14 protein-coding genes are annotated in these 12,538 nt (G+C 59.6%); 5 read left to right on the top strand and 9 right to left on the bottom strand.

All coding sequences use genetic code 11. The annotated features are described in order from the left end of the window. On the bottom strand, positions 1 to 191 hold a 191-nt coding region (gene tnpB, locus C6P64_RS16550; protein ID WP_146115959.1), incomplete at its 3' end, for an IS66 family insertion sequence element accessory protein TnpB. After that, positions 188 to 508, bottom strand: coding sequence for an IS66-like element accessory protein TnpA (gene tnpA / locus C6P64_RS16555; protein WP_105749642.1), 321 nt, complete (start codon positions 506 to 508; stop codon positions 188 to 190). The genes tnpB and tnpA, both read right to left, overlap by 4 nt. A 130-nt stretch (positions 509 to 638) precedes the next feature. On the opposite strand from tnpA, the gene C6P64_RS16560 reads away from it, so the two are divergent. From C6P64_RS16560 to C6P64_RS16575, 4 genes are all read left to right on the top strand, one after another. Beyond that, positions 639 to 2,183, top strand: coding sequence for an ankyrin repeat domain-containing protein (locus tag C6P64_RS16560; RefSeq protein WP_105749643.1), 1,545 nt, complete (start codon positions 639 to 641; stop codon positions 2,181 to 2,183). Next, positions 2,180 to 3,550 carry an ankyrin repeat domain-containing protein gene (locus tag C6P64_RS16565; RefSeq protein ID WP_105749644.1) on the top strand — a complete coding sequence of 457 codons (1,371 nt, stop codon included), beginning with the start codon at positions 2,180 to 2,182 and terminating at the stop codon, positions 3,548 to 3,550. Before C6P64_RS16560 ends, C6P64_RS16565 begins: the two co-directional genes overlap by 4 nt. 244 nt (positions 3,551 to 3,794) lie before the next feature. Next, entirely contained in the window at positions 3,795 to 5,909 is a 2,115-nt protein-coding gene (locus C6P64_RS16570; RefSeq protein ID WP_105749645.1) for an AAA family ATPase, read from the top strand. 15 nt (positions 5,910 to 5,924) lie between these two features. After that, on the top strand, positions 5,925 to 7,076 hold the full coding sequence (locus tag C6P64_RS16575) for a helix-turn-helix transcriptional regulator (RefSeq protein WP_105749646.1): 1,152 nt from the start codon (positions 5,925 to 5,927) through the stop codon (positions 7,074 to 7,076). 100 nt (positions 7,077 to 7,176) lie between these two features. Here C6P64_RS16575 and C6P64_RS18045 read toward each other — a convergent pair whose 3' ends face one another. From C6P64_RS18045 to C6P64_RS16595, 6 genes are all read right to left on the bottom strand, one after another. After that, positions 7,177 to 7,950, bottom strand: a complete 774-nt coding sequence (locus C6P64_RS18045; RefSeq protein WP_146115960.1) for a hypothetical protein — start codon at positions 7,948 to 7,950, stop codon at positions 7,177 to 7,179. Between the two features lie 9 nt (positions 7,951 to 7,959). Then, entirely contained in the window at positions 7,960 to 8,373 is a 414-nt protein-coding gene (locus C6P64_RS16580) for a hypothetical protein (protein WP_105749647.1), read from the bottom strand. 69 nt (positions 8,374 to 8,442) lie between these two features. Then, positions 8,443 to 9,375: a hypothetical protein gene (locus C6P64_RS16585; protein WP_146115961.1), complete on the bottom strand. Its 933-nt coding sequence runs from the start codon at positions 9,373 to 9,375 to the stop codon at positions 8,443 to 8,445. Positions 9,376 to 9,523: 148 nt separating this feature from the next. Then, entirely contained in the window at positions 9,524 to 9,715 is a 192-nt protein-coding gene (locus C6P64_RS18050; protein ID WP_146115962.1) for a hypothetical protein, read from the bottom strand. A gap of 84 nt (positions 9,716 to 9,799) precedes the next feature. Then, a complete protein-coding gene (locus tag C6P64_RS16590) occupies positions 9,800 to 10,240 on the bottom strand; it encodes a hypothetical protein (RefSeq protein ID WP_105749649.1) in 441 nt (146 codons plus the stop codon). 164 nt (positions 10,241 to 10,404) lie between these two features. Next, positions 10,405 to 11,256 (bottom strand): SIR2 family NAD-dependent protein deacylase, encoded by an 852-nt coding sequence (locus C6P64_RS16595; protein ID WP_105749650.1) that lies wholly within the window; start codon positions 11,254 to 11,256, stop codon positions 10,405 to 10,407. Here C6P64_RS16595 and C6P64_RS16600 point away from each other — a divergent pair. Next, positions 11,255 to 11,782, top strand: coding sequence for a hypothetical protein (locus tag C6P64_RS16600; protein WP_146115963.1), 528 nt, complete (start codon positions 11,255 to 11,257; stop codon positions 11,780 to 11,782). The two genes, C6P64_RS16595 and C6P64_RS16600, sit on opposite strands and share 2 nt — an antisense overlap. Before the next feature lie 153 nt (positions 11,783 to 11,935). On the opposite strand, the gene C6P64_RS16605 is transcribed toward C6P64_RS16600, so the two are convergent. Beyond that, positions 11,936 to 12,538: tetratricopeptide repeat protein (locus C6P64_RS16605; protein WP_146115964.1), on the bottom strand; the 603-nt coding region annotated here is incomplete at its 5' end.

Consider the following 12,538-nt stretch of genomic DNA (forward strand, 5'->3'; position numbering starts at 1 on the left):
AGCGGCTGGCCATCGAACCACAGCACCTTGATGATGTCGCCGCGCCGTCCGCGAAAGACGAAGACGTGGCCGCTGAACGGATTCTCGCTCAGGGCGGTTTGCACCAGCGCGGCCAATCCGTCGAAGCCCTTGCGCATGTCGGTGTGACCGGCCACGATCCACACCCGCGTGTTTGCCGGCAAGCCGATCATGAGCGCAGCACGGCCAGCACCGTCTTGAGCTGCGCGACATCGATCTCACCACTCAGGCGCACCACGGCGCCACACAATTCGATCTCCATCGTTCCCGAGGACGGGTAGGCCCTCGTCGCAGTGGCTGCCTCGCGGCAAGCTGGCTCGGTCGCGATCGTGACCGGCAGCAGCGCAGGCACTTGGCCTGGCCAATGTTCCAGCTTCATCCAGTGCCGCAACAGATTGGCGTTGACGCCATGGCGCAGCGCCAGGCCGGCCACCGAAACATCGGGTCTGCGCGCTTGTTCGACCAGCCATGCCTTGCTGCGCACGGACATCGACACGACCCTGGTGCGGGTGATAGCCTTCTTCGTTGGACGCACCCTGCCTAGCTGGGGTCTGAATCGCGACATGGTTTGTCGTGTCCTGCCGGAACAATGGTGACTCAGTCACACGACGAGTCACCCGATGAGCACCAGCGAAGACGTCCAGATTACCGAACCATCCGCAGCCTTTCTGTTCAGCGCCGAGACGGGCGACCTGCAGGCGCTCAAGCGCTGGCTGGATGCCGGCGTCTTGCCCGATACCTACGAGGATTCCGGCTGGACTGCGCTGCACACGGCCGCGAGCCAGGGCAATCAGGTCATGGTCACGATGCTGCTGGAGGCAGGAGCGAACCCGAACGCTGCCTGTCAGGATGGCTGGACCCCGGTTTGCGAGGCGGCCAAGCGTCAGCAGGTCGAGGTCCTGGAACAACTGCTGGAGCGGGGCGGGCGTCCCGATCTACCCGAGCCCTGGTCGGCATTCCAGGCCGCGCTTCGCGCCAAGGCGCGAGCCGAAGTCTTCCGCTGTCTGATTGCCAGGCTGGATCGCGCTGTCACCGGACCGCGGGGCGAATCCTTGCTCAGGCTGTCCATCGCAGCCGGGCACCCCGATGCCGTCCAGGTATTGCTGGAGGCCGGCGAACAGGGACCGATGCAGCATGCGGGTGATTTCGAGCTGCTCACTCTGGCAGGCTCGCAGACGAAAAGCGCGATCTTCATCGCGGTCTTGAAGCATTTCCAATCCCGGCTCGCGCAGGAGCAGCTGTCCCGGTTGCTGAAGCTGCAGTGTGACAAGGGCGTCTGCGACAGCGAGGCCATCTACCTCCTGCTCGCAGCCGGTGCCGATCCGCTCTGGAATCACGCCGGCGGAAGCTGCGCGGTGCAGAGCGCCTGCGCGCAGGGCAATGCCGGGTTGCTGAGGCAGTTGACGCACAAGCGGCCGAGTGAGATACCGCCGGACGCCTACGTCTGGCTGAGCCAGGGAGCGCGCGCGGCCGTCGAGCAGGAAGAAGCGCGCTTCAGCAAGAGCCAGTGGGCCCAAGGCCCCCGGGCGCTGCACGAGTGGGACGCCGATCCGCGCGAAGTCCTGAAACACTACCTCGAATGTCTGGATCTCCTGCAGACGAAGATTCCCCTGCCAGCCAGCACCGATCTGCTGCTGCTGTCGATTGCGGCGGACAATTTTTCCCTGTTTCAGCAACTGCTCGCCACTGGAGCGGATCCCGATACGAAGCAGTCATGGGACAGGCGACCGTTGATCGAGGCGATCGGGTACCCATGGGGTTCGCCCTATCTGTACCGCTTGCTCGTTGCAGGTGCCGATGTCAACCGCACGAGCCCCCGCGGCGACACCCCCTTGTTGACCGCCATCTCGGTCAACCGGAGAAGCCACCGGGAGGAAACAGGTCTGATACCCAGGCTGCTCGAGAGCGGAGCCCACCCGGACCTGGCGTCTCTTGATGAGGGCGTCACGCCGCTGATGCTGGCGATCAAGCGAAACCACCTCGACGCCGCCCAATGGCTGCTCGAAGCTGGAGCCAACCCTTTCCTGGCCGACCATTCCGGCAGCATGGCCTACCACCACACCAGGATCTCGTCCAAGAAGTTCAGGCGGCTGCTGGAGCAGCAACACCAGAAGGTTTTCTTGAAAATGAAGATGTCGTCCGACAGCGAGCAGGAAATCGAATGACCGCGCAAATCTCTGACCGCCTGCTCTACCAAGGCAAGCAGCACGAAATCTATGGTGAGCCGCTCGATGCCTATCTCGGCCAGCTGAAGAGCCCCCTGAGGTTCCAAGTCGCGTCAACCGCCTTGTGGCGCGGCTACCTCTGTAAATGGGCCATCGAGGATGGCCAGCTGTTCCTCCTGAGCCTGCAGGGCATCCTGGAGAACGACGAGGTCGCCTCGATCAAAACCCTGTTTCCCGAAAGCTCGGGCAGGGTCCACGCCGACTGGTTCAGCGGCATCCTGAGGCTGCCGCAGGGCAGGAGGATCGAATATGTCCACATGCCCTACGCCAGCGTGTACGACAGGGACCTGTTCATCCGGGTGCAGGACGGCATGGTGCTGGATGAGGAGCTGGTCGAAAACAGGTCGGAAGTCCACAGGACCCGGATCGGGAGTCGGACAGTCTTCGAATTCGAGCAGGACGAGTACGAGAGCCTTTTTGGCTTGCCCCTCGAAAAGAGATTTCCTGTCGTGCCAGGCTTTTCGCGCCAGCACTTTCCGGGCGACGCGCCGCTGGACTTTTCGGAACTGTCGAGCCCGTATCTGGAAACCATACTGTCCGCCCATTTCGGCACCGAACCGGCGGCTGAGCCGATCGAGACCTTCGACCAGCTGATCCAGTCCGCTTGGCAGGCGGTCAGGAAAGCCGAAGGCAGCCATTTCGTCGCCGAATGGGAACAGGCACCGCGCCCGTTTCACTACTGGGAGGTCGATACCCGTCCTGTCCTGCGCCCGTACCTCGAGGCAGTTAAATCGCTCAGCGCGGTCGATCCATTGCCCGCTACAGCGGACCTGCTGGTCTTGGCCATCCAGGCCGATGACCTTACGTTGCTGCAGCAACTGCTGTCGAGCGGGGCCGATCCCAACGCCAGCGATTCCGAGGGCCGGCTGCCGCTGGTCGAAGCCTGTGGCCGCTCCTGGGGAACGGCATTTCGCGAGTACCTGCTGCGCGCAGGTGCCGATGTCAACGGCATTGACGGTCACGGCAACACGCCCTTGCTAGCGGCCGTCATGACTCAGCCCGACGAGCAGCTGGATGAACCCGGCGGCCTGAGCGATCTCCTGCACCGGGGTGCAGATCCCGACTGTTCCAAGCGCGAGGATGGCTCGACCGCGCTGATGCAGGCGATCGCGCAGGGCAAATGGCGCACTCTCAAGCCGCTGCTGGAAGCCGGTGCCAATCCGTATCGGACCAACCGGGATCGTAAAACCGCCCTGGACCAGATCGGCAAGGACAAAGCGAGACGGAAAACGGTGGCCAAGCTGCTCCAGGGCCTCTACGCCGAATGCTGGCAACGCCGGCAGGCCGAGCGCGGACCGGCCTCTTGACCCCACTTTCAGAGGAGCACCGATCATGTCGATCGAATTCCTGCAAAACCTCAATGGCAACAACCGTGGCGCCTTGCACAGCAGGTTCGACCGGTTCGACCATGAGCCCCGGGTCGCCTGATAATCGTCGGCGGGCACCGTTGCAGCCCGGCGAGCAAGACCTGATTGCATGGAGGAACTTCAATGCGACAGCTTTTGTCGCATGCTTGGTGATACTGAGGGCTGATCCAGTACCCCAGTCGCCATGCCTCTCTCCACCGCCGCCGGCCCCGCCTTGCATCCCCGTCTCCGACTCTGGGTGCTGCGCCTGATTCTGGGCTTGCATTTGGATATCCACTACATCTCGGATGCGGGCTTCATCCATAAAAGGTTCGCTGCGGAGATCGGCTATCCATTGACCTCGCAAGAACAGCCAGATCCTGAGGGACTCACCACACAGGATTATTCGGCCAGTTTGCAGATCTTCAAGCGCTGGCTGGCACAGGCCGAGGCTGAATGTCAGCTCGACCAGGGATTTCCGATCCTCAGGGCCAATCTTGACCGCATGGCATCAGTCATTGGCCTGGGAGAGGTGGAGCTGGCCATCCTCGAATTCATCGTGGTCCTTGGAAACCACTGTATCCTGAACCGGGTGCTCAGCAGTTCGGACATCATGCGTTACGATCCCCGGCCAGAGGTATCGGTACTCAGTGTGGCCTTGCTGTTGCCCGAGGCCGTCATCCGCCACAGCCTGGGGTCTGATGGCATTTTGAGCCAGTCAGGACTACTGACGATCAACTACGGCGAAGCCAGCAGTTTCCAAGTCGGCAGCTCCGAATCCATGTTCCAGATGCCGGGAGTGGACCTCGCCTTCAAGCTTTACAGCCAGGTACTTGAGCCGGCGGATATCCTGCAGGACATGATCAGTCCCGGCCGCTCGGCCAGCCTGAGCCTGGACGACTATGCCCATATCGGCGATATCCTGCAGGTGCTGCACCCCTATCTGGCGCATGCCATCAAGACCCGTCGCCAGGGTGTCAACATCTTCATCCACGGCCAGCCAGGCACCGGCAAGACCGAACTGGTGCGGACCTTGGCCCAGGTGCTGGGCGGCACCCTGTACGAAGTCGCGCACGAGGATAGCCGTGGCATGCCGCTCGGCATCAAGTCGCGTCTGCAGGCGGCGCAGGCGGCCCAGTTCATCCTGAAGGAGCCGCGCGTGCTGCTGATGTTCGACGAGGTCGAAGAAATCTTCAAGCCGGCGCAAGAGTCCAGCCATTCCGGAACCGCCCACGCCAACAAGGCCTGGGTGAACCGGATGCTGGAGCAGAACGCGATACCGACCGTCTGGATCTCCAATACCCAGCAGGGAATGGACCCGGCCTTCACACGCCGCTTTGATCTGGTATTCGAGTTGGACGTGCCTCCCCGCGCGCAGCGTGCACGCATCCTGAAAGCGCACAGCCAGGGCTTGCTGCAAGAGGAGCAGATCGAGCGCATCGCCCGTCATGCCGCACTGGCGCCGGCCGTGGTGGCACGCGCGGCATCGGTCATCGGCTGCGTAGCAGGTGAAGTCGGCTCGGCCAGCGTCGGGCCGGCGTTCGAGCGGCTGCTGAATAACACGCTGAAGGCACAGGGGCACGACCGCATCGCCGATGCGCGAAGCGGGCAGCTGCTCGGACGCTACGACGCACGGTGGGTCAACAGCGACCTGGATCTGGAGGTGCTGGCGGCAGGTATTCAACAGTCGAAGGGCGCCCGGGTTTGCCTCTACGGCCCATCTGGAACGGGCAAGACGGCCTGGGCCCGCTGGCTGTCAGAGAAATTGGAGCGCCCCTTGCTGGTCAAGCGCGGCTCGGACCTGCTGGGCCGCTACCTGGGTGAGAGCGAACGCAACATTGCTGCAGCCTTCGCCGAGGCGCAGGCCGACCAGGCGGTGCTGCTGATCGACGAAATCGACAGCTTCCTGGCGCAACGCCACGACACCGCGCCCCAATGGCATTACTCGATGGTCAACGAGATGCTGACCCAGATCGAGGGCTTCGATGGCGTGCTGGTCGCGACCACGAACCTGATCCGGCATCTGGACCAGGCGGCGCTGCGCCGGTTCGACCTCAAGCTCAAGCTCGACTATTTGCGCGCGGAGCAGGCACTGGCCCTGTTCTCCGATTGCTGCGACGCGCTGGGGCTGGGCCGCCCGGCAGCGGATGACGCCGAAGCGGTGCGCCGAATGCGGCAGCTGACGCCGGGCGACTTTGCCGCCGTGCAGCGGCAGCATCACTTCCAGCCGGTGCGCGATGCTGCCGGGTTGGTGGCTTCGCTGAAGCAGGGCTGCGAGCTCAAGAATATCGGATCGAGCGAGCGGATCGGATTTTTGTGAAACACAACCCACACCATGCAACACACACTTGACCAGAACCCACACCAAGAACACCCTACCGATACCGCAGTGGAAACCCATTTCGCACCAGCCTCCGACCTTGAACTTGTGTCGGTCGCACCGATGTTTCCCACGGCACAACACGCCGTGCAGGCTGAACCGCCCCGGGTGCAAGGCCCCCACGACAACTTCATCTTCCAGCTGCTGCAAGTTGTACCAACTTACCAGGGCGAAAGCAAAGGACTGCCTATCAAAAAAATCCAGAAAGCATTGGCGCAGAACAACGTCGTACGCAGCGTGCGCACGCTGCAACGGCGCATCGACCAACTGCGCGATCAATACTTCGACGTGACCCAGAAAGGCAAGAGGTACATCGTGCAGCTCAGGCAGGGATTGCGCGGCATCAACTTCCAGCCACTCATGCCGTCGGAGTCGTTCCTACTGACGCTGGCCTACAAGCAACTGGCATCGATGTTGCCGCCCAGCCTCAAGAGCAATTTGGAAAACGTTTTCGAACAGGCGCTGGCCAGCTTGGACACCAACCCGCAGGCCGGATTTGACCGCGAATGGATGGACAAGATCTACGCCGCCAACTCCACCCAGCCGCTGATTCCAGCTGAAAACCAGTCCGGTGTGCTCGAACAGGTCAGCCATGCGCTGTACCGCAACCACTACCTGCAGGTGATTTACACCAACAAGGTGGGGGAACGGCGTGAAGGCGAAGTCATGCCCCTAGCGCTGGTGCAGCAGGGCAACAAGATGATGCTGGTATGCCGCTGCGATGCTTGGGACACTGAGGAGCTCAAGCGCAACCCCAACGCCCAGCGGCCCATCCACTGGAACCTGATGCTGCATCGCTTCAACAGCGCTCAATCGCTGGACAACCAGAGCTTCATTCGCCCTGCCGATTTCGATGTCAAGGAGTATGAACGCCGGGGCGGCTTTGGCATCGGTAATGGGCAGATGGTACGCCTGAGCTTTGACATGAAGAGCGAATTCGCCCTCAGTCTGCTCGAAACCAAGCTTTCGGCAGACCAAGAAGACATAAAACACGGCGACTGGATCACCATCCGCGCCACCGTGGCCGACACCTTCATCCTGAACCACTGGCTCAGGGGTTTTGGGGAGGATGTGAAAAACGTCACCAAGGTAGTGACAGACCTGTAAGGCGACACTCAGCCGACTAGATACCCGCCCGGAACCGCCCACCAACAGCCTGGGTGCGGGCTGGACGCAGCGAGGGGTCCCCGCTGCGTCCGTTGTGATGCTACGCGTTCTGAAATGCGGCAAACAGTGAGCGCTCTACATCAAGCGGGCGCCACAGCTGTTCCTTGTCTGCACCACAAGACCAACGCCAATCCTGCTGATTCAGCAGACCTGCCACTTGCTGTAAGTACTCGCACCAAGATTGATAGCGTTTCTGAACTGTAGGTGAATGCACACTTCCCACACCATTGCGAATGGCAAGTGGGTACGGATTTTGATTCAGCCCGTTACGGATACGGTTGTCGTACACCCCTGCTTTGTCCGGGGCCAGGAATGCAATGATCTTAGAGCCGAACGGCGTACGACTCAACTGGTTCTGGCCAGACAAGCCCGATATCGCTTGACCCAGGTGCCCGTTATTTGCGTAACCGTAAGCAGTTGTCAGACAAAGCACTGCCCCTGTCGGACAAACTGAATCTCCATGCGGAAGACGCCCATGGAGAAACCAGTTGACCCGGTTAACAGCGTAGTTGTGGCTGAACGTGTAAAACCCCCAGTAAATCGCCGACGCCAAACCCAGCACCACCTGCTCCGGCTGTTCGGAACGCAGCAGATGCTGATGGTACTGATCCAGCCACAAGTCAGTGACTTCACCATCAGCAGGTCGACAGAAAACCGCCATCGGTCCGCGTTCAAAGAGCTGGACATCCCCCGTTTCTCCCTCTTTGGCGATCCGGATGTACGCCTTGGGATAGTTGTAGCTGGACCGAAAGCCTTGAAGCTGCTCGGGAGTGAAATTTGTCAAAGCATGAATATCCATCCGCACTTCCATCATTTTTTGGAATTATTGAGCCAGGCTCGGGTCAATCAGCACACCCTTGCCATGCACACAAACGCCAGCCCACACCAGCAAGCATGACATTGGAGTGATGCGCCGGAACACAATCCCACCTTCTTTGCGATCAAACACCTTATGAGCCACCCGTCCCTCCACGGAGTCCAGCGGCAAACCTGTGGTACCTAGTCGACAATTCATCGCGTCCCCACGCAATGCTTTACCATTTTTATGTTGGAGCAAATTCTCGATTTCGTCAAATACACGTAGCGGGATCTTGGATGAGTTTCCCAAGTTGTCAACATGGACGTACCCATTCTCCAAGTCCAGCTGGGCCGTAAAGCTGCCTTGGCGCCTCTTGGGGATCTTGGCAACCCCCCCGTGCTCCTGCAAAAGATCGATGATGGCCTGTCGATAAGTCATGCTGCTTCCTTCTTCGGATGTTTCTAAAACCGGCTACGTCAGGGGTGCCGGTGACACCCCCGTCAACCGCTATTCTTGTACCTGAGCTTCAAAGAACGCCTGCCGGAAATCACGCCCGCTCAACTGGCAGTACGCCGGCTTGACGCTGATTCCTTCGTTCAGATGCTGTTGAAGCCATTGCTGGGCGTTGTCCTGATCCGGGATCTCGCGAAGGGCGCTCGAAACCTCCATCGGCTTACAACTTCCCGTCGATTCGAACAACGCGGCACACCCGCGCCGGTCATCCCCGCCAAATTGCTCTTCCATAAGTTCCTCTAAGCTGGCTTCATCCCAGTTTTCGCGATCTTTGTCCATGGCCTGAATGTGTTCAAAAAAATCTTGGGTTTTTTCGGGGCCACCGAACCAGCTCAGGCTCCACAACATCGCTTGCAACACCTCGCCCAGTGACAGGTCGGTGCAGCTCACGGTGCTCACACATTGGCCGAAACGGTTCGAGCGACCATCCGCCTCGTACACTTTCACTTGGCTGTTAAAGTGCAACGGCACATCCAGCAGGTAGCGCAAGTCGGCACCGTCCAGAGAGTAATGCACCATGCCGTTGGCGTCCGGATGCAGCGTAGCTTCCTGCCCAGCCGGACAACGGCCGAGGGCCGACAGGCGCAGCATGGGTACCTCAGAGTACGCACCGGTCTTGGAGTTGACGTCCCAGGCGCGGTACATCTCCACACGTTCGATCGTATTGCCACCCTCGGCGGTCAGTGCACCCTTGGCGGCGTAGGCGCAAAATTCTTCCGCGTAGAAGCGGCGGTACACCAACAGCAAGTCGGGGCAGGTCGCGAACAGTCCAAAGAGGTCGCGGACGGTCACGTTGGCATCGAGTTCAAGCGGAGCAAACAGGAACTCCACCGCACGGGCGCTGACGTCCTCGTGCTCCTGGTTGTTATTCGTCGAAGCTAGGACGCGCAACAGCGCAGAACCGGGTTGAAGGATCAGAGGTCTCACCAATCAGCTCGCTTTTCGTTTTTGAATAATGCAGAGATTGAGCAACCCTTTAGCGTCAAAAAGTGACGCATATTGAGATGCCTAATGTTACTTGTCTTCCAAGTCCGATGAAATAACTCTGCCAAACTATGACTTCTTTGATTGCCTCTTAAAGAAGCGCGGCCAACATGTTTCCTCTTGCAAAAAGATTTCCATTGCTGTCGCGCGTTTCATTTTTAGCCGGATCATAACGACCTTTCAATACTCCATACTTGTCACGTACCTCAAGTACTCCGTCGTATTGGGTTCTTATCCTCCCCACAAGATAACCATTTTTGTCACGCAAGTCTTGTTCTGTCATGTTTTCTCCTATTCAGGGCATAGAGAATGAATGTAGCAACTGCCCAACATTGCTATTCCGAGCTTTTAACAGTAACCGTCGTACTCAGACCAGGCTGATCGTCTGCGCGCTGTAGTCCATCACGATCTGCTCAGCCAGTCCCTGGAAACGCCGCTGCAGGAACCACGCGACGCGAGACACCGCGTCTAGCGCCAATTCGTCCAGCGGCTTGTTGTGATCTGTGTCTGCGGTCTGCCACATCGCGTAATAGCTTGAAATAAGACGCTTCAGATCCCCATCGGCCAGATCGCACTCGGTCTGGTTGATGACCTCAGGCGCCTTCTGGTCGCTGACCGGAATAAGAACATCCCGCATGTTGGGTGCGATCAAGTGCAGCATAGATTCCCATCTATCGATACAGAGGGTGTCCTCAGACTCAGCAATCAGATCTTGATGTTCATGACTGGAGTAGCAGGTCAATCCGTTCCTGCGTGTCAGAATGACAGGGAGCATTGCCACTTCCTTGATCTGGGATTCTTGGATCATGTTCTTACGTTGCCTATCACGGGTTGAAATCGAAGATATCTGGATCGTTCCGCTAGATCTCCGGCAGGCAACGCGCTTCGCAGCCGATCCAGAACGCGGTCAACAGATGGAATGTCTTCAGCTGCAGCCATTCTCGGACCAGAGAGCGACAAAACCTGTCGCGTTCAGCTCAGCAGCTTCGAAATCGCTGAGAGCCCGGCAGCAGCACCTACGGGAAGGCCTACATCCAGCCGGGTCGGCACCTCCCATTCATTCGGATTTATCCGGACCAGACGTCCGCCGTACTGGCGGATCACGCGCTGGCTGAAGTGCCGCACCGAAGGGATCGCCGTGCCTGCGCCCAGCTCGATGACCACCGGCCGTGTGACTGTTGACAGCCAGGCTTGCTGACGCTGGCCCTGGTCAGTGGTACGGCTATCGATCCAGTCCCAGTCGTCGAACATCAGTATGTTTGGGCGGGCCAGGCCACCGCAGTAAGGGCAGACGGGAGCCAGGTTGCGCAGCCAGCAGCGTTGCACATCGACGTCAGGCAGGAAGGCGTCCGCAGGCCAGATCGCTTCGCAGCAAGGCTGCAAGCACTGCAGGCGATGGATCGAGCCATGGCATTCGTGGATCAACTCTGGTTCGAACCCCGCCTTCTGGAACTGGCCGTCGACATTGCTCGTGAAGACGCTGACCCCATGCGGCATGCGTTGACCCCATTGAAGCAACAGATCGAAGCCGTGATGCGGCGTCGTCTCCCGGTACAGCGCCAGGCGATGGCCATAGAAGCCCCAGGCGCGTTCAGGCGACGAGTGAAAGGCTGCTGGCGACGCGATGCTGTAGAAGTCGATCCGTGCTTCGCGCAAGGCAGGGTAGGCGCGCCAGAAGCCTTCCTTGCCGCGGAAGTCCGGCAATCCGGAGTCGACGCCCATGCCCGCGCCGGCGGCAATAATCAGCGCATCGGCTTCTTCGATCAGCGCTGCCGCCCGAGTTATCGCAGCGTCGTCAAGCGGGGTGGCAGGATCACTTGGCATGGGAGTCGAGTCATCGGCCGTGGGTTCAGTTCAAGCCTTGATCGCTCCAGCACGGCTGCGGCGCCACAGCGAGGAAATTTTCTTGGCTGGATTCAATGATCATCTGACAATGATCGACGAAAAAAGTATCCAGAATTGGTATTTGGGTATGAGGGATAGTACCGACTATCTGGGCATTGAACAGATGCAGGCGGGCATGGCCTATTCGATCTGGGCTCGCCAGGCGTTTACCGGCATCTGGCTGCCCGAGCGGCAGGGCTTCCTGATCACGCGCTACAAGATACACCCCAAGCCGTATCTGTTCGTCGAGTTGCACTGGGACACGGGCGAAGCCTACGGTACCGCAAAGCCACTGCGCCCGCTCGAGATCTGTCCAATGCCGCTGCCGCCGATATCGGCCTACCATGACGAAGAGCAGAACGCCGCCCTGTGCGCCTGGCTCGACGCACTGGAGCAGCGCCATCCTCCACTGCCAGGCTGGGATTCCCTCACCGAACGTCGTCAGATCACGACACTTCAACTTTGACCGCCTGCTCGGCAGCGCCGCGGAAAATAGACGATCCTGATGTCTTCAACAACATCAACGTCCATAGCCAAGCGTTCGCACGATCCTCAAAAGCTTCATGTCTCACTGGCCAAACGGCTGGCCGCCTAGGCAGAAAAGGCTCCTTGAAATCACTCAACGACGGACTAAACTGTCCCGAAGCTGCCGCGCATCCTCCGCACCAGGGTTCTTTTTCAGCAGCCGGTCCAATGCCGCAATGGCCTCTCTGGTGCGTCCGACGTTGGCCTGACTGACCGCCAGGTTGAAAAGCGCATCCTCGAAGCTTGGCGACAGCTTCAATGCCTGCTGGAAAAAACCGATGGCTTCCTGATCCTTCTCCATTGACTGGGCCAACACGCCGAGACTGTAGGGCACCACCGGGCTGGAGGGATCTATGTCCTTGGCCTTGTAAAAACTGTCCTTTGCAGCCTGGGTATTTCCCAGCGCTGCCTGCGCGTTGCCCTGGTTGATGACTGCATCAAAGTGCTTGGGCTGGAGTTTCAAGATCTTCTTCGTCCAGACCAGCTGCTGCTCGGCTTGTCCCGCTTTGCCATACAGGCCTGACAAGACCAGCATGGTGGCCACGTCACTCGGTTTCAGGTCCAGCATCTTCAGCGTTGCACGAATCGACTGCCGGATGTCGCCGCGTGCTTCCGCCTGCTCGCTCTGCAGACGCAGGCGGTTGAAATCAGCCTCGTTGGCGTACGAGGGCAGCGTGACGAGTGATTTCAAGGTGCC

The sequence above is a fragment of the Malikia granosa genome, assembly GCF_002980595.1.
Classification (GTDB): domain Bacteria; phylum Pseudomonadota; class Gammaproteobacteria; order Burkholderiales; family Burkholderiaceae_C; genus Malikia; species Malikia granosa.